The sequence below is a fragment of the Zobellia sp. 1_MG-2023 genome (assembly GCF_030549125.1).
Classification (GTDB): Bacteria; Bacteroidota; Bacteroidia; order Flavobacteriales; family Flavobacteriaceae; genus Zobellia; species Zobellia russellii.
In genome coordinates, this window is sequence record NZ_JAUOSY010000008.1 from 157529 (window position 1) to 174906 (window position 17378).

The 17378-nt window shown below is 35.4% G+C and carries 23 protein-coding genes; 3 read left to right on the forward strand and 20 right to left on the reverse strand.

The window, feature by feature from the left end:
- Nucleotides 1–21: 21 nt before the first annotated feature.
- Entirely contained in the window at nt 22–234 is a 213-nt protein-coding gene (locus Q4597_RS16050; protein WP_215436048.1) for a DUF2945 domain-containing protein, read from the reverse strand.
- A gap of 409 nt (nt 235–643) precedes the next feature.
- On the opposite strand from Q4597_RS16050, the gene Q4597_RS16055 reads away from it, so the two are divergent.
- Nucleotides 644–1183: a hypothetical protein gene (locus tag Q4597_RS16055; protein ID WP_289038323.1), complete on the forward strand. Its 540-nt coding sequence runs from the start codon at nt 644–646 to the stop codon at nt 1181–1183.
- Between the two features lie 16 nt (nt 1184–1199).
- On the opposite strand, the gene Q4597_RS16060 is transcribed toward Q4597_RS16055, so the two are convergent.
- Together Q4597_RS16060 and Q4597_RS16065 are read right to left on the reverse strand one after the other, a co-directional pair.
- Nucleotides 1200–1817 (reverse strand): chloramphenicol acetyltransferase, encoded by a 618-nt coding sequence (locus tag Q4597_RS16060; protein WP_215436045.1) that lies wholly within the window; start codon nt 1815–1817, stop codon nt 1200–1202.
- Nucleotides 1818–1944: 127 nt separating this feature from the next.
- Nucleotides 1945–2787 (reverse strand): helix-turn-helix domain-containing protein, encoded by an 843-nt coding sequence (locus Q4597_RS16065; RefSeq protein WP_303407120.1) that lies wholly within the window; start codon nt 2785–2787, stop codon nt 1945–1947.
- A gap of 229 nt (nt 2788–3016) precedes the next feature.
- On the opposite strand from Q4597_RS16065, the gene hxlB reads away from it, so the two are divergent.
- On the forward strand, nt 3017–3601 hold the full coding sequence (gene hxlB, locus Q4597_RS16070; RefSeq protein WP_215913191.1) for a 6-phospho-3-hexuloisomerase: 585 nt from the start codon (nt 3017–3019) through the stop codon (nt 3599–3601).
- Nucleotides 3602–3646: 45 nt separating this feature from the next.
- Nucleotides 3647–4276, forward strand: a complete 630-nt coding sequence (hxlA, locus tag Q4597_RS16075) for a 3-hexulose-6-phosphate synthase (protein ID WP_215436034.1) — start codon at nt 3647–3649, stop codon at nt 4274–4276.
- Between the two features lie 155 nt (nt 4277–4431).
- Here the strand turns inward: hxlA and Q4597_RS16080 are convergent, their stop codons facing one another.
- From Q4597_RS16080 to Q4597_RS16160, 17 genes are all read right to left on the reverse strand, one after another.
- On the reverse strand, nt 4432–5175 hold the full coding sequence (locus Q4597_RS16080; protein ID WP_303407121.1) for a GNAT family N-acetyltransferase: 744 nt from the start codon (nt 5173–5175) through the stop codon (nt 4432–4434).
- Complete coding sequence (locus tag Q4597_RS16085; RefSeq protein WP_303407122.1) at nt 5172–5621, reverse strand: DMT family transporter; 450 nt, start codon at nt 5619–5621, stop codon at nt 5172–5174. Before Q4597_RS16085 ends, Q4597_RS16080 begins: the two co-directional genes overlap by 4 nt.
- Nucleotides 5618–6247, reverse strand: coding sequence for an NAD(P)H-dependent oxidoreductase (locus tag Q4597_RS16090; RefSeq protein ID WP_303407123.1), 630 nt, complete (start codon nt 6245–6247; stop codon nt 5618–5620). The genes Q4597_RS16085 and Q4597_RS16090 overlap by 4 nt, the downstream gene beginning before the upstream one ends.
- 71 nt (nt 6248–6318) lie before the next feature.
- Complete coding sequence (locus tag Q4597_RS16095; protein ID WP_303407124.1) at nt 6319–6918, reverse strand: Crp/Fnr family transcriptional regulator; 600 nt, start codon at nt 6916–6918, stop codon at nt 6319–6321.
- Nucleotides 6919–7063: 145 nt separating this feature from the next.
- Nucleotides 7064–7441 carry a DUF2200 domain-containing protein gene (locus Q4597_RS16100; RefSeq protein ID WP_303407125.1) on the reverse strand — a complete coding sequence of 126 codons (378 nt, stop codon included), beginning with the start codon at nt 7439–7441 and terminating at the stop codon, nt 7064–7066.
- Nucleotides 7442–7816: 375 nt separating this feature from the next.
- Entirely contained in the window at nt 7817–8170 is a 354-nt protein-coding gene (locus tag Q4597_RS16105; RefSeq protein ID WP_303407127.1) for a hypothetical protein, read from the reverse strand.
- An 11-nt stretch (nt 8171–8181) separates the two neighbouring features.
- Entirely contained in the window at nt 8182–8655 is a 474-nt protein-coding gene (locus Q4597_RS16110; RefSeq protein ID WP_303407129.1) for a YHS domain-containing (seleno)protein, read from the reverse strand.
- Between the two features lie 89 nt (nt 8656–8744).
- Nucleotides 8745–9071 carry a hypothetical protein gene (locus tag Q4597_RS16115; RefSeq protein ID WP_303407131.1) on the reverse strand — a complete coding sequence of 109 codons (327 nt, stop codon included), beginning with the start codon at nt 9069–9071 and terminating at the stop codon, nt 8745–8747.
- A gap of 98 nt (nt 9072–9169) precedes the next feature.
- Entirely contained in the window at nt 9170–10228 is a 1059-nt protein-coding gene (locus Q4597_RS16120) for an AraC family transcriptional regulator (RefSeq protein ID WP_303407133.1), read from the reverse strand.
- Between the two features lie 260 nt (nt 10229–10488).
- A complete protein-coding gene (locus tag Q4597_RS16125) occupies nt 10489–10950 on the reverse strand; it encodes a RidA family protein (protein ID WP_215913184.1) in 462 nt (153 codons plus the stop codon).
- A gap of 206 nt (nt 10951–11156) precedes the next feature.
- Nucleotides 11157–12560, reverse strand: coding sequence for a pyridoxal-dependent decarboxylase (locus Q4597_RS16130; RefSeq protein WP_303407135.1), 1404 nt, complete (start codon nt 12558–12560; stop codon nt 11157–11159).
- Nucleotides 12561–12747: 187 nt separating this feature from the next.
- Nucleotides 12748–13134, reverse strand: a complete 387-nt coding sequence (locus tag Q4597_RS16135; protein WP_303407137.1) for a hypothetical protein — start codon at nt 13132–13134, stop codon at nt 12748–12750.
- A 4-nt stretch (nt 13135–13138) separates the two neighbouring features.
- Nucleotides 13139–13528 carry a DoxX family protein gene (locus tag Q4597_RS16140; protein ID WP_303407139.1) on the reverse strand — a complete coding sequence of 130 codons (390 nt, stop codon included), beginning with the start codon at nt 13526–13528 and terminating at the stop codon, nt 13139–13141.
- A gap of 4 nt (nt 13529–13532) precedes the next feature.
- Entirely contained in the window at nt 13533–14195 is a 663-nt protein-coding gene (locus tag Q4597_RS16145; protein WP_303407141.1) for a peroxiredoxin-like family protein, read from the reverse strand.
- 252 nt (nt 14196–14447) lie between these two features.
- The gene (locus tag Q4597_RS16150) at nt 14448–15476 is read right to left on the reverse strand and encodes an alpha/beta fold hydrolase (RefSeq protein ID WP_303407144.1); all 1029 of its coding nucleotides are present in this window, start codon (nt 15474–15476) and stop codon (nt 14448–14450) included.
- Nucleotides 15477–15684: 208 nt separating this feature from the next.
- The gene (locus Q4597_RS16155; RefSeq protein WP_303407145.1) at nt 15685–16524 is read right to left on the reverse strand and encodes a LytTR family DNA-binding domain-containing protein; all 840 of its coding nucleotides are present in this window, start codon (nt 16522–16524) and stop codon (nt 15685–15687) included.
- Between the two features lie 231 nt (nt 16525–16755).
- A complete protein-coding gene (locus tag Q4597_RS16160) occupies nt 16756–17169 on the reverse strand; it encodes a hypothetical protein (RefSeq protein WP_303407147.1) in 414 nt (137 codons plus the stop codon).
- Between the last annotated feature and the right edge of the window lie 209 nt (nt 17170–17378).

Sequence of the window (17378 nt, forward strand, 5' to 3'; positions counted from 1 at the left end):
AAAACGCTTTCACCTAATAAATTAATCTGCGCGCTCAACTTCACTCTCAAGCTTTAAGACCTTGCTTCCATCTTCTTGTTTAATGTAAAGTGCCTTATTGTCTTTTGATCCGTTACGGGTAACTTCATTACCATCAATTTTTCGGGTTACGGACTCCTCATAAGTGTTTTCTACTTTTCCCGTGGCGCTTCCTGAGCCCCATTTCCATTTTACTTCTGTTCCTTTTCTTATCATAGCTTTTTTATATAAATGTTTTAAAGCAAGTAATGAAAAAGTAAACACATCTATAGAAGCAAAAAGAAAAAAACATACCTCAATCCATAAAATTTTATAAATGATTTTTATTGGAGCCTGAATGGAACTTATCAAGTACGGATAAATTGGTGTAATTCTCTACAATCTACCGTAAATTTTAAAAAAGTAAAGTGTTTTTTGTTTGATTATGTTGCATTTAAATATTTCCAAAAGTAATTATTCAGCGTAGCGAATAGTATTTCAGGAGTCTTGTCTCTAATTTTCTTTGCTTAGTGCTAGTTCTATTCACAAAAAGAATCTAAAGGAAATGTTAAAATTAATGACAAAAACTTTATATTTATCCCGATAGCCTAACCATTTTATCTCACACATTATGAAAATATTTAAAATGAAAGAACTAAGTATACAGCTAGCATTAGTAATAGGAATGCTCTTTTTTTCAATAGATACATCTGCACAGGTCACGGATATTGCCGTAAAGGACAGTATGGATGTTGTTGATAAACGCCTGAGGTTTGGCTGCGGATTTGGTTTAAGTTTTGTTGGTGGAACAAACATAGCCCTATCTCCAAATTTAGTTTATAGCGTAAGCAACAAAGTAAGTATAGGAGCAGGTGTTCAAGGAAGTTACACTTCTATTAAAGATTTGCAGAATACTACAACTTTTGGGGGTAATGTGCTCACACAATATCGTCCTGTTGAGAGATTTACTATGCTCTTGGAGTTTGCTCAACTTAAGGTAAACACTAAAACAGAGGCGGTAACGGGAGATATAAAACAAGATTATTGGGATTCTGCACTGTTCATTGGCGCAGGATTGAATATTACCGATAAAATTGCTATTGGTGCAAAGTATAATGTTTTGTATGACAAAGATGAGAGTGTTTATACCAGTCCCATACTACCTTTTGTGAACATCGTGTTTTAATAAGCAAGATTTTCGCTTACATTAGTTTTTGGAGTTCTTCCATAAATTGGCCTACATGATAACCGTCTACCAAGGCATGGTGTACATGAACGGAAACGGGCATGAACAACCTGTCGCCTTCAGATGTCATTTTTCCAAAGGCAAACTTGGGGCAACTGTCCGGGCGTGCATAATGCCTAGCATGGGATATGGAAGTAAAATCTATCCAAGGAATAGCAGAACAATGTATCACGTTTTCGCCGGATTCCGAAGGCATAAGCCGGTTAGAATTACGTACTTTTTCTATGGCGGGAAGCGCTAAGTCAAGAAAGTCTTCAAAGTTTTCGCGGTACTTTAAATGAGAAAAACCAAACGTGCCGTTTGCCCTGTTTATGGTGGGTGAGGCGTCCGTAGTTTCGTATTCGTACAACTTGCCATCAACAATTCTATACCTAAATTGAACCGTTCTGTTTGCGGCCACCAAAGATTTATGCAGATAGGACAGGAAAAAAGAATGGCCTTTCTCTTTTGCGGTGGTGTAGGTTTGGGTGCAATCTACTTTCGCGGTTATACCATAGAAGGGTTCATCAAACTTTGAAAAGAATTCAAAATGGTCTTTTCTGTACCAAGTTTCAATGGCTATTTCTTTACGCATAATTGGTGTTTACTGAGCGGAAATATTCGGTTTGGAAAAATAATCAATACAAAGGAAAATGGAGTACCCGGATATATAATTTTTAGCTTAAGCAGGGTTACATCCAACAGTGTTATAAGTAAGCGTGTTAGTTATACAGGGTGTTTTCATGGGATATTACGTGCTCCTTTACCTTGTTCTGAAACTCTTGGGGAGTTTGCTCTGCGTGTAGTTTAAAAAACCTACTAAAATAAGAATGATCCTTAAAATCCAGATTGTACGCTATTTCCTTAATGGTATTCTCACTATGTATAATTTGCCTTTTCGCTTCCAGTATAAGTCGGTCGTGAATAAGCTGTACTCCGGTTTTATCCAGTTTTTCCTTTAAAATCTGATTCAGGCGTTTTGCACTTATACCCAATTTTTCTGCATAGAACCGAGCATTTCTTTGGGTCTTGTAATTTGCTTCAAGTAAGAGCATGAATTCGTAAACACGTTTTTCATTAATATCCTGTAAGGTAAAATGTTGTTCTTTTAAGTGAATCAATTTTAAGAGAAATACCTTTAAAACAGCTTTTATCAGTACCAGATTAATGGCTTCTTGGTTATACTCTTCTTCTAAAAGCTGGAGTACGGATGCCAAGCCCTTAGAACTCTCAGTGTTAACCTGCAGGCAGGAGAATTCGCCCTGTATGTTGAACATACGGAAAACGTCCAGTAAAAATTCCTTTAAATCACCTTCCAAGAGCTCTTGTTTAAATGAGATAAGGACTCCATTTTTTCCGGCCTTATTAAGTTGATGTACACGATAGGGCGGAATTAAATAAATCCAATCTCCTCTTAGCGTCTGAAAATCATGTTGTGGTTCGTGAAGGGCGTCTTCATTTTGCAACCAAACAATTTCATAAAAATCCCGTCTTGCCGGATCGTTCAAGTATTCAGGAGGACAATTTCCCAAATCTCGGATGTACAATACTTTATCACTGAGCATAACTGTGCTGTTTTTTAGAGGTTGAAAGGGGCGCGGTTTAAAGGCGAAAAATCGGCCGTAAAATTTACGATTTCCAAAATGTACCACAAAAGTAGCGAATAACACCACACATAAAATGCATATGGGCAGATTGTACCAGTCATCTGTCAAATAGTATCAGTGTAAAGGCTATTTGCTAGGATAACTTTGTACTCGTTAATGAATAGAAATAGTTAGAGCTGATCGAGTTATGGAAAATGTACTGGAAAAAAAAGACGCAGAATTGGTTGAAAGTGCTTTGAATACCATCATAAATGAGCATATAAAACTAATTCATACCATCTCGTATTCCGAGATAGCAAAGTTGATTCCCGCAATTACCAATGCAGAACACATTTTTATAATGGGAGCGGGGCGTACGGGGCTTATGATGAAGGCCGCGGCCATGCGTTTAATGCATTTGGGGTATAAAGTGCATGTAGTTGGAGAAACTACGGCACCGGCCATTGAAAAGGGAGATGTCCTTATAGCAGGTTCAGGTTCGGGTACAACAAGCGGAATTGTTAGGGCTGCGGAAACTGCTGAAAAAGTGGGTGCGGGTGTCCTTTGTTTTACCACTAATGCCGATTCTCGTTTAGCGCTTTTGGCAGACCATACGGTAACCATACCTGCCGCGCAGAAACAGGAGCGCAATGAAACTATTTCCAAACAATACGCAGGTAGCTTGTTTGAGCAATCGTTACTGTTGGTGTTTGATGCACTTATACAGACGCTATGGGGTTTGGAAGGCGGTTCTGCCTCTGAGCTTTGGAAGCGACACGCAAATATGGAATAACAGATTTTGAATATAAATACATATAGAACATTTAAATAGCAAATTATGGCAAAGTTACAAGTAGCAATAGATTTATTAAAAATTGAGGATGCCATTGCATTGGCAACAAAAGTGGCACCTTACATTGATATTATTGAATTGGGTACACCGCTTATTAAAAGTGAAGGTCTATCCGGAATCAGAAAAATGAAAGATGCTTTTCCCGATAAATTGGTCTTGGCCGATTTTAAAACTGCGGATGCAGGTGAGTTGGAAGCTAATATGGCTTTTGGGGCTGGAGCGGATTATATTACCGTATTGGGAGCAACCGGAGACTCTACTATAGCAGGAGCAGTAAAAGCAGGAAAGGAACATGGTAAAGGTGTAGTGGTAGATACCATTGGAGTAAAGGATAGGGTAAAGCGTGCACAGGAAGCCATAGCTTTGGGTGCTGAGTTTGTAGAGTTACATGCCGGTTTGGACGAGCAGGCGGAAGATGGTTATTCAATTCAGGTTTTGATAGATGAAGCCGCAAGATCTGGAGTATCCGTTTCTATTGCAGGTGGTGTTAACAAAGGCAGTATAACTGCCGTTAAACAATCCGGTGTAACCGTAGCGGTAGCTGGGGCGGCCATATACGGAGCAGAAGACCCTGCAGAGGCGGCCAAGGAATTAAAGCAACTATTGGAAGCATAAGTACGCTGGGTACAAGACAAGGCAAAAGCCAAATTGGGTTAAATGAGGCATTAAAGGAGGGCCCATTTTGGCAATTGCCTATTTCTTGAAAGTTATATGTGCTTTGGACAAAGACAAAGCAAGTACGATTGGTTTAGTATAGGCTTGCAGGATGATTACCGTTGTGCAAGCCTATAATTTTTTATTAGAAACTGCTCCTCAAAACCTAGTTTTAGATATAGGTTTAACCCCATGTTGGAAGCCTGCAGTGTTATATACTCAAATCCGTTTTTGATGATTTTGTTTATCAGCAATCTCATAATTTGGTCTGCGTAGCCTCTTCTTCTCATTTCTGGAGGTATGCCAATGGCATGAATGCCCATAACCGAATTGGTTTGGTGCAGTATGGCCGTTCCCACAGCAAGTCCATCGGAATAGGCTATGTAATACTCAAGTTCACTGAGTGTTTTACTAACGGTCTCCAGGCTAATTTCATATCCGAACGATTTTTGAAAGAGCACGGACCATAACTTAGCATCGGTAGAATCCGTAACCCGTTCCATATTTACATCGCCCTGAATATCAAAAAAGTGCGAAGGTTTTAAGGACATGCCCACTTGTTCAAAAATGAAAACAAAGTCGTTATTCTCTAAAAGCGCACTTTGGTTATCATCATAAATATCCCAAACTGGTAAGGTAATAGGTGCGGCCATTTCCCCTATTTTCTGTTTGATCAAGTCAACTGTTTCTTGATTTATAGGTTGATGTAGCCATAACCTATTAGGCCATTCAGAAGCATGAATCTCGCAATATTCAAAAACCGGTGTTTTATGGTAGCTGTCAAAGGCCGCTCCGGCGGTTTCCCAGAGCGATGTTAGATTCTTTATGTTCGTATGTATTAATTCCGCCCTTGTTTTCATTTTATATTGATTAAAATAATTCCTGAAATGAGTATAACAAAACCTGCCCCTTTCTTAAATGTTATGGGTTCTACAGGTAGGTTTAGCCATCCAAAGTGCCCGGCAACAATAGAAAAGGCCAATTGCCCGAACAAACCCAAAGATATCATTGTAGATATGCCCAGTTTTGGAATGGTGTAGTAGTAGAGGCTTATTCCCATTACACTAAATAATCCACCGGTAAACCAAAGGTAAAGGGGTATCTGTTTTACCTCGGTCCAATTTGCGGAGCTTTTAGAACTTAAGAGTACAAAGGCCACCGCAAAAATGGTACTGCTAAAAAATGCGGCAACAGATGCCAATAGGGGATTTTTTAACAGCACGGCCAAATTGGAGTTGAAACCACCTTGCGCAGCCAAAAAAACTCCACCTAACACGGCTAGCAAAGATAATCCGGTCTGGTTCATACAGCTTCAAATAATTCTTCCAATGGTTTTCTAACCTTAGGGCGATGTTGGGTGTGGTCTTCATGGGAGCGGTAGCCAATGGTTGCAACTACGGCGGCATTCAAGCCCTTTTCGGTAAGGCCTAGAATAGCGTTGTATTTATCAGCCTCAAAACCTTCCATAGGGCAGGAGTCAATTTTTAGTTCGGCACAGGCACTGAGCAAGTTACCAAGGGCCAAATAGGTCTGCCGGACCGTCCAATGAAAAGACTCCAATGCTGTCATTGCCTTAATTTTCCCTTTCATAAAGTTGCCATAGTCACTTAGGTTGTTCATTTCAATGTTCTGTGTGATGGCCGTCCGGTGTAGAAAATCATCTACGTGCACATCTTCTACATGGGTATAATTACAAAAGACTATTAAATGCGAAGCGTCCGTAATTTGGTCTTGCCCCCAAGAAGCAGTTTTTAACTGTTCCCTTATTGACGGATCTTCAATTATAAGCACCTTGTACAACTGTAAACCGTATGATGAAGCGGATAGTTGAATGGCCTCCTTTATTTTTTCAAGATTGTCCGGAGCTATCTTTTTTGAGGCATCGAATTTTTTGGTGGCATAGCGCCATTTTAGATGGTCTATGTAATTCATGATATTCTTGTTTTAAATTGATTGGACAAAAATATCCGAACGGAAAACCTCAAGCATTTACATATGTTGATTCAGGCTCTTTTTTTTAAACCTTTACGGATTCTACTGAGCTGTGTAGGCGTTATACCTAAGTGGGAGGCCAAATGGAGTTGTTGTATTCTTTGGTCAATATTGGGGTGTTTGGCACGCAATTTTAAATACCGTTCCGTGGCATTTTCCATAACCAAGGAAATTTCCCTTTGTTCTTTTTCTATGACCCAATTATATTCTAGATAAGCAATATAGAAATCTTTCAAGTCGGTTTGGCGGCTAATGAATTCTCTGTACTTTTTATAATTTAGACTTATGAGAATGGTATCCTCTAAAGCTTCTAGGGTAAAATTTGAGGGCTTGCCCAAAAGGCAGGAAACCGTAGAACCGGCAAAATCGGTTTCCAAAAAAATGTTTTTATTGTAAATATTGCCTTCGGCATCCGTTACGTATGCCCGTAGTGCTCCTTTGCATACAAAATGAATGCTTTTTGCTACTTGCCCGTTTTGGAGTAGGGTTTCGTCTTTTTTCAGCTTTCTAAACGTTACTATAGACTGAATTAAAGACCAAGATTGGGCAGAAATTTGAGTATAGCTTTCAAATTTTAGTTTTAAGTCCTTTATGTATTTTTCTTCTGTCAATAGCAATAAGATTGGTTCGGTGTCAAGCCGAATGTTGAGCTTACAATACCACAACCTAAAAATACGTTTTCATTTCTAATCATAAACAAAAAAAAGCCCCGTGAAGGGGCTTAAAAATATCTGTTTGCTGGCAGAATAACGGTTACTATTTTTTTTCTTCACGTAAAATTTTATCCATTTTACGGCCTTTTGCCAATTCATCTATGAGTTTTTCCAGACGTCTACATTGTTTGTACAGCTCAAACTCATCCTCAATTTCTTCAATCCGATAACCGCAAACCACTCCTTTGATCAAATGTGCGTTTGGGTGTATTTTAGCCTTTTCAAAAAATGTTCTAAAGGTTACTTTTTCATTAATAAGTGCCTGTAAAGCATTTTGGTCAAAACCGGTGAACCATTCAATTACTTGATCAAGTTCTTCTTTTGTTCTTCCATTTTTCTCCAACCTAGATAAGTAAAGCGGATAAATGGAGGGAAATATCATGTTGGCAACCTTTTCGTTTTTTTCTGGTGTAACTTTCATTTTATTTTCAATAAGTTGGTGCTAAGGGTTTCCCTAAATGAGGTAGTATACCGTTGCACCCCAAGTTAAAACGTGTTGTTTTGTTTTTACTGTTCTAGACTAGCAACGTTGTTAGAGTTTTGATAATGCCCGACGCCGGCATAAAGCCATTGCCTCCTATTGTACAAGTTAACAAAAAAGATTGGGCCAAGGGAGCAAGAAAGCTGTTTGTCTATTTTTATTGGGCTAGGACAAACTTAAAAGATTGTTTTAGTTCCTTAAACATTGTAGGTTGTTTCAATCCCCAAATTACATAACCGCCTTAAAAGGCGGTTATGATAGTTGTTATTTCAATTATTCTAGGGCTGTGTGCTGGTTATTTTATTCAAATGGTTTTTAAGTTACTACCTCAGATTTATGTAAACTTACTACGGTAAGAACTGCAATGCCATTAATCCAATAATAATAGGCATCCATTCCTTCAAATGCGAAAATAAGTGGTGCAACTATAAATACTATTGCAACAATAAAATCTACCAGTAAATGCATTTTATATGAGATCACTTTAATTGCGCCTAAATGATGGTCTGTTAGCAGTGTTAGAATAAAAGCAGCTACTCCTGTTACGACTGAAAGCTGTAAGGCTAATGGGTTAGTAGCTCCTAAGCCAAGCAAGAACGGAAGTATTATTAATGCAATAGCAACAGGGTAATCTAAAAACGCGTGAATTCTTTTGGTTACAAATTTCATAACTATAATTTTTAATTATGGGTTTTACTTAGGTCTTTCCAGTTCTTATCTGCAACACCCGTTAATTTGTTATGGTTGTTTTCGGCTAACCAGAGTTGTTTCGCATCCAGTTCAACATTGTTTAAATACAGATAGTATTTTCCATCTTCTACTAAAAATTTATTTGGGTCAACTCTAAATTTTGCTCCGGCATAACATCCAAATGCGCAAAACCCACCATATTGCGGAAGATATTTTTCAGGGTTTTTATCAAATGTTGCTTTTTGATCCGTTGAGGTAAAGTAATAGACTACTTTTTTGTGTTCAGACTTGTATGCTTTATTTCCTTTTTGAGCTAAACCTAAATCTAAATAAGAAACCGGACTGTAGCCTTCTAGGGCAATATTACTATTATCAATATTATTCGCCATTTTATCTTGAGCAAATACTACTGAACCCATTACAAGTGTTAATCCTAAAACCGTTGTTTTTATTAATCTTTTCATTGTTTTTATTTTTTATCGTTATTATTAAACTCTTCTGCGCTGCTTCTTTATTAAAATTGTCCGCATGACAATTTGCTTAAGATTAAGCTCTATGCTGCGTTGAAGTATTCTTCGTGAGTTACTTTTCCTTCATCATTCCAAATTCTACGAATGATTTCATGCCAATAAATTTTACTGCCATCTTTCATGTCAAAATCGAAAGTAAATTCAGATGCTGATACATTTCCATCTACAATAGTATGATGATGTTTTATACAATTTACTTTGGCAATTGCACCAGCAAAACCTTCCATTTTAGTAATCATTTCTGGTTTTCCGTTGGTTCCTCCGTTTCCGTAGTCAGAAGTGTTTGCATCATCTGCAAAGAATTTTTTTACGGCATCTACAATAGCTCCTTGAGATACTATCGCATCCATTTTTAGTACTTGTTCTTTAATATTCATCTTGATTGTATTTATGATTATACAATGCAAAGATGTTAACGAAATGAAGTTTTACTGCTACAAAAAAAGGACTAAGAATTGTACTTTTTTAGTTTGAATTCTGTGGGACTTAATTTTGAATAATGTTTAAAGAATCTCGAGAAATGATTTGGTTCTTCAAAGCCTAATTGTCTAGATATTGACGCAATTGATTGTCCTTCTAGTATCATCAATTTTGCAGAGTTGATTAATTCTATACGAATGAGCTGGCCTAATGAAGTATTCATTTTAACCCTCACTTTGTTAGATAATGCTTTTATAGAGAGGTTCATTTCATTAGCATAAAACTCAAGAGACCTTTCTTGTGTATGATATTTTTGTAGAAGTTCTAAAATATCTTGTGTAAATAAATCTCTGTTTTTAAAATCGAAATTTTCTCTAAACTGTTTAGGTGTTTGACCGATTGATTTTTTAAACACTCTATTGAAATAAGCATCGTCTTTATATCCTAGATCATAAGATATTTCTTGAATGTTTTTACTTGTGAAGGCAACTTCTTTAAGGCTTTCTTGAAGCTTTTTGGAGGTCATTAAATTTTTGACCGATAAGCCAACTTTATTTTTAATTAATGCTTGGGCATTATATCCTCTATCATTAATTAGATTTACTAAATCACCACTAGTTAATTTATTAGAATATTCTTTGTCTATGATTTCCTTAGCATCAAAAATAACTTGATATTCTTCTTTATTGGCCTTAAAAGGGTTTTGCCAAAACCATTGTTTAGAAGATATGTCAATAATGTCTGCAGAATTATCTGTTAATGCAGTTTCAGACAGGAAGGTATTACAATCTTCACACTCTATTAAGTCTATATAACCTAATGATATTAGGTGTTTAAACAATACTCTTACATCATTGTCATAAAACTTGTTTTCGTTAGAGAACACAATTTTTCTAACAATAAAATCATCTGACAAGAATTTTATGTATTGTCCTTTTTCTAAAAATATGGCTTTGTCCTGCCAATCAAAATAGTTCTTAAAGTCAACCTGAATGCTTCCTTTTCCTGAAAGAATATGAATAAGGGTATGACTTTCTATGAAGTATACCTTATTAATTTCTGGCGAAAATTTCTCTACTTTTTGCATTCAATTGGATAATGTGTGCTATACGGTTTTCGGTTAATTCTAATTGTAAATTACATTGAAATCTTTTAAAATCTATGCTATCATTAAGATTATACTTTGCATAAACAATCAGCAAATATTTCTTGATGCTTTTTTTTACCCTTTAAAACAGCAGATTGTTAAGTTGTCTAGAGAAGAGAAACGGTGGTGAAAGTCGTTGTTCTCAACCTTATGGGGTTGTCCAATGTTCATCAACGCCATGAGAAATCTTTGTTATTCTCCTATTTTGTTTTTACCGTAAATGATGCTGTCAATCCAACACTAAAGTTTCGCGGTAATTTTTCAACCCCAAAAATAGCTCTTGAGTGTTGGCCTTTTTCTTCCAGCACTTTTACGAATATATCCGAAGCTCCATCTACAACAATTGGGGAGTCGTCCCAATTGGCTCCTGATTGAAAATAAGCATCAATATGGTTAAGGCCAACAATGTTGTTAAATCCAATTTTAGCCTCTACCTGAGCTAAAACATTTAAAGCACATAATTTCATTGCTTCGTAGCCCTGTTCTGTAGAAATTTCATTTCCTAACCGTCCTTGATAGCGGTATTCTGTATTTAATATAGGAAATTGAATGGCTATGTAAGCTATATTTCCTCTAACATTAACAGAAACATAGCTCCCACCCGGTGTAGATACTTCTGGAAGTTCAAGGTTCAGTTTTTTTAGATTCTCTTTTGGGTTCATACGTTTAAATGGCGCTTACCTATTTTGGCAATTTTCTGTTCTGTCTTGTGTTTTCTTGAATTCTATAACTCCTACATTTCTACATTGGCACTGGTGCATGATGAGAATCATATGTATATACAGCTCAAGGGCAAAGGGTGGAGTAAAGAATCAATGATGTTCAACCCCAAAATTAAGTTTGAGTTTTGGACAATGAGCTTATTGAGCTACATTTCTTTTATTATTTCATTCATTTGTTTAAATACTAGCTCAATATCATTTTTGGTTGTTCTCCAATTTACAAAAGACACTCTAATTCCTTTTTGGTGACTATAGACTGTTGGTGTCATAAATACTTTTCCCGTTTTGTTTAATTGAGTTAAAAATGTACCAACTTTTTCTTCGTTCTGAGGGCTGTTGAGATTAAAAACAATATTATTCAATCTTACGGGTGCTAGTAATTTAAAATTCTCGGATTCTTCTATTTTAGCTCCAAAATGTTTAGCTAAATCAATTGCATTTTCTACAATTTGCTTATAACCTTCTTTTCCGTATGCCCTTAATGAAAACCAAGCGGGTAAAGCTTTTAGTCGTCTTGAATTTTCAGGAAGAAAATTCAGATAATTAAAATTTTCCATTGGGTCTCCAAGGTAGGGGGCATTAGAGTTTTGAAAACTTTCAACTTGTAATGAACTATGTTCTCTTTTTACCAAAAACACTGCGCTTTCATAGGGTACATTTAGCCATTTATGACAGTCAATGGTTATGCTGTCAGAATACTCCCAGTCTTGTACAAAGTGATTGTAGGCGTCAGAACAAGCAGCAAAACCACCAAAAGCAGCATCTGTGTGCCACCAAAAATTATACTTCTGTTTTAGTTTGTTTATAGCATTAAAATTATCAAAATCAACTGTATTTACTGTTCCCGCACTTGATATAAGAATAAAAGGTTGCCCATTTAAGGCTTTAATTTTGGCTTCTAAATCGTCTATTGAAATAGCTTCCCTATTTCCTTCTATTGTATTTATTTTTGTAATGTTATTGCTGCCAATGCCCAATAGAGCAAGTGATTTTAGAGCAGAAGAATGCGGTGTGGCTGTTAGGATATTTATTTTTTCAGTAATACCTTCTTTGGCAAAATCTTTACCAAAGTTTTTACCAAACCACTGTTTGGCCACAGCTAGACAAGTAAAATTAGACATGGTCGCACCTGTTACAAAACCACCAACAAAAGATTTGGGAAGATTAAAAAGGTCTAAAATTAATTGTATGGTTTCTAATTCAATATTTGCAGATATATCTCCTTCTCCATTTATTGCTTGCGGATTTTGGTCGTAGATTGTTGCCAGCCAATCTCCCATAATAGATGCTGGCGTAGACCCGCCAATAACATAACCCCAAAATCTAGGTCCAGAAGAGGATACTATTGTTGGTTCGAACCTTTGGTTGAATAATTGCAAAGTATTACGCGCACCAAGACCTTTTGAACCTAGATTAATCAATTCAGTTTTGTGAATATTTGCTGAGGTTTGTCTTTCATCTATTTTGTTTAGATAATCAATTCCCTGCTTTTTAACTTGTTCAAGTAGTGATTCAATTTCTAATAAGTCTGTTTGTAAAGTTTTGTTCATTTTTTTGGCGTTAACAACGGTTAGTGCGTGACACGTAGTGTTTAAAAGGTGCTAATTTTTGAATCTACACAGAACAAAATTAACAATTTGACTCCGTTAACAAAGAAGTATAATTTTTTGCTCCGGTACCTTTTAACCCAGTTGTTTATTGTAGCCAATGAATTTAAAATTAACTCTTATTGGACTATCAATCGAATTGTGCAAAAATAACTTCACGAGTTACTTGCCAACGATTTTCTTCCCAAATTAGATCAATACTTAGGGCTATTTTTTGTTCCATTCCAGTCAAATTTACTTTTCGTTTTAAAACAACATGACCTTTATTTCCATTATGCTCTATATGATTAAACTCTGCCCAGGTATTTAAAGGAGCATCTCCATTGTCTCGTTTGGATTTGAATAAATTCATGAATGTTTGTTTGTCAGAAATCGTTTTTTGCCCTAAAGGGTCAATCATAATAACCTGAATATTATCGTGATATATAGATTCTAGTTTATTTACATCAAAGCTGGTGGCTGTTTTAATGAGATTTTCAATGGTTTCTTTTACACCTATTTTAGATTGCTGTGTCATATTATTATTTTTTAGAGATATTTAAATTTTGTACAAAATTCCCGAACACCTTACGGTCGTATATCCATGAAATTATGGTCAATATAAGAGCTACAGTAGAAAACAGGTATTCTCCGTCTGATACCATCAAATGGGCAAAAAACGCTAAAACAGCATCAAATAGAAAACCGGCGTATGCCAACTCTTTTAAGAAATTTGATTTTTTAGTTAAAATGGCAATGGGAGCTAATATTTTGAGTATCGCTAAAGGGTAGATAATCCAAGTAGGAAACCCTAAACTTATAAAAAAGCCCTCTGCTCTTGGGTAATTAAAAATATACATCATGGCACCCATTATGAATAAGGCACAGAGTAATATGGTAGAAGCCCAGTAAATAATTTTGTTTTTTTTCATGATATTAAGTGTTTTCTGTTATCAAATTGTTTTTTAAATTTTCTAAAAGTTCTGTGGGTTCAAGTCGTGTCATATAATCTTCTTCAAAATGAGTGTACACGATTTGCATATCTTTATTAATTACATAGACGGCCGGCACTGGCAGTTCAAAATTGCTATTGCCATGAATTTTGGTAAAATCCATACCAAAGTTTTTGAATTCCTTTTTGGAGGCTTCATCTAGCTGAAAAACAATACCAACAGCTTTCATAGATTGTGCATCTACATCTGTTAAAACCGGGAAGGATATTCCGTTTTTATTGGTAGTTGTATTAGCGAGTTCGGGTATTTCCGCACTTATTCCAACAATGTCCGTATTTAGTTGATTAAAAGATTTTCTTAATCGTTCATACTCTCTAAGCTCCATGTTGCAATATGGACACCAGCCACCTCTGTAAAAGTTTAGAATTAGAAATTCCTGTTCTATTAAATTGCTTAACCATAAATTGTTTCCATTGCTGTTTTGAAGATTCATGTCGGGAACATAGTCTCCTACCTGTAGAGTATTTTCTTTTAACTGGCTTTTTCTGATGTTAGCAATACTATCGGTAAAGACTTTCATTATTGATTGCGGCATCCTTTCCATAGAAGCATGGCGCATTTGTTTTAGTTGTTCTTGTAATGTCATTTCATACCAAATCTTTGTTGGTACAAATATCTTGTCAAACAACTGTAGTTTAATTATCTCTGTTTGCAAAAAAATAGTCAATATCTAACCAAGTGTATTTTTTAGATTCTCTTAAGTTTGATTTAGGGTTAGGTTTTAAGGCTGCCCAAACGCTTCTTGTTGGACATAAAAAAAAGCCCTAAAGGGGCCTATGTGAATCTATTTTTTGACTTATCCAGCGGTTTGTGAAATGGTTGCTTTTGTTGTACATAGTTATTCTTCTCTCAATTGTTGCAAAACTGTTTTTCCATTCTCATTTTCTGGATTCAATTCAATTGATTTCTCATACATTTTAACGGCATCTTCTTTTTTGTCTGCCTTCAATAAAGCTTCTCCATAACTATCATATGCATTAGAGCTATCTGGAAATAAAATTGTAGTTAATTTGAAAACTTCTAAAGCCTTATCTAATTCTTCATTTCCTAAAAATGAATATCCTAATGCATTCAAATCTTGTTCTGAACGATTACTCATCTTAGTTTCAACAGATAATTCCATGGCATTGTCTAAAGCCTTTGGTAACAGCTCAATTTGTTGCTCTTTATCCAATGTTTCTGAGTACGCTTTAATAACTGCATTGATAATTAACGAAGGATTATCCTGAAATACGGCATGACCACTTCCTTTGGCGATAATGTTTGTAACATTATCCTTATTGTCATCAAGTTCTTCGTGAAGTTTTCTCCATCTAGTCGAAAGTACCTCTGGTAAACCTGGTAAAGAGTTTTCAGGAAAAATATTTAGTAATGGTATGCTTTCTGGGAAATGTATATTTCTCGCATATCGCATGGTTTCATTGTAATTGGCATTTAAAAAATAGTCTCCTGAAGGATTAGGTATTGTACTAATATCAACATTGTTATCTCTCATTGTCAGTAATTCATCATTCCAAAAATTGTTGAGCGTTACATCAATTAAAACCACATATTTTACTTTTTTAGGATGTTTATTTGCATAGAGCAAATTATACAACCCACCATACGAGTGGGAAACCAAAATAATATCATTATCGTACCCCAACTTTGAAAGACACGTCTCCAGTTCTTTAATTCCATTTTCTATTCCGTAATCTGAATCGTTTTTCAATTTTGGATTTAATTCACTTTGTCCAAATCCAGAGCGGTCATAGGTAATTAATGTTGTACCCGTAACTTTATGGATTTTTTCCAAAATGTTGTCCCAGACAGAACCATCGTTACCTGCGCCCGCTTCAAAAAGAATTGGAGTTCCATTTCCTTTCATTATTTTGAAATGCATTTTATAGCCCCCAATGTCTACTAAAGTATCTAGGGTTTGCGATTGTATTGATAGTGGTAAAAAGAAAAGTACTAAGAATTTAAAGCAGAAATGTCTCATTTGTTCTGTAGCTTATAATTTATGTTTAATTGCGACCAAAGTATAAAGAACTTGATTTAAGAAAAAGAAAGTGGCCCCTTTTGTGGCGAAATGACTAGATTTTGGTACTAGTGGATAAATAGTTTTTGACTGAAGAAAAATACGATTTAGAGACCGGAATTGAAACATCTACATTTTTAAGAGAAATAGCGGCTTTAGTATAGTTACCTACTAAACACTCTACTTTATAGGGATTCACTATAAAGGACCTATGTACTTTAAGAAGAAAAGGGAAGTCCTTTAGAAGTTTCTTCAACGTACCCCGCATTAAATGTTTGGCATAATCACCATCTTTTAAATAATGTATCTCAATATAATTATCTTGAGATTGTATATACAAAAGCTGATTTAAATTTGTGCTAAACCCAATTGATGCATTATCCTGTTCAATGTATAAAATGTCTTCTTTTAAATCCTCTTTAGCAATGGGGAGATATATTTGAATTGGAAATACTGCAGTTTTTAAAAAATGAAAGATAAAAAGAATTACAGGGTAAAAAGGTAGGCCCAATACAAGAATGTATTCCAATAAAAAACCAAAAGTAACATACCCGTCTTTTACAACGATAAAGCGGTCATATAGAAATATAAATATAACACTTACTAGGGCTAGAAAAACATCAAAAAGAATAAGTTTTAAATAATTGAATTTTACGTTTTTAAACCACTTTAGTATAATTTCATAACCTACAATATAGACTATTGTACAAATGACGCCCACACCAATTCTAACAAGTGTTATATATGGGTGGTCTATTATACTTTTTTCAAACGGTTTAAGGCCTATTAAAATTAGGGAGACAAAGAAGCCTAAAAAGAATGCCGAATACCAATATTTCTTTCGGTCGCCACTTAAATAAAAGCTTCGTTTATAGTTTTGTGTGAAATTATCCATTCAACATATTAAAATAAATCACCTCTTACAAATGTCATAATGACTCAAAATTGTTTACAACGGTTTAGCTATGAACAGTACGGGAGCAAACTGGCGTTTGCTTTCCGCCACGCAGTTAGCGAAATCTTTTGTTTTGTTTTTTCTTTTCCTTGTTTAAAGCAAAATCCCAAAGATTTTGCGGACTTCATAAAAATACACAAACCTTGCGATTAAGCCCGAAGCCCGTATTTTTTATAGGTTTTGTTGTAACACATTTTTCTTATTCATTCTGTCAATCGAATAAGTGCCCGAACTATTGTCCAAGTGTTCTAATAGAAAAATAGTTTTTTCTGAAAATGTTTTGATATCTATTCCTAAATTTTTGTCTGTTTCCTTAGCTTTTTTGACAGACTCAAAAAGTAATTCAGTAATCTTCTCTAAATGGGTTTGGTTAATATCCTTGAGTTTATCTAAGATTTTTTGGTTTGGCAAATCCATCAACTCAAATAAAGAAAATCCAAAATTTTTCTGAAATTCTTGGTCTGTTTGTTGTAAATCATTTTCGACGTCGTCGAAATGTGAACCACTTATTTTACTAATTAGTTTAGTGAGAAATAATGTTAATTTTTGAATTTCGCGTTGTAGATAATCCTTTTCTTGTTGCATTGAATTTATTTATTCTAAACAAAATCTTTTTGCCTGCCTGCCGGCGAGGCAGGTTTTGATTTATTTTTTCCTGTCCAGAGCAAAATCCAAAAGATTTTGCGGACATCATAAAAATACACAAATCTTTCAACCAAGCCCGAAGCCCGTATTGTTTATAGGTTTTGTGCCTGTTGCACAAGTTAACGAAAAAACCACATAGGGAGAACATG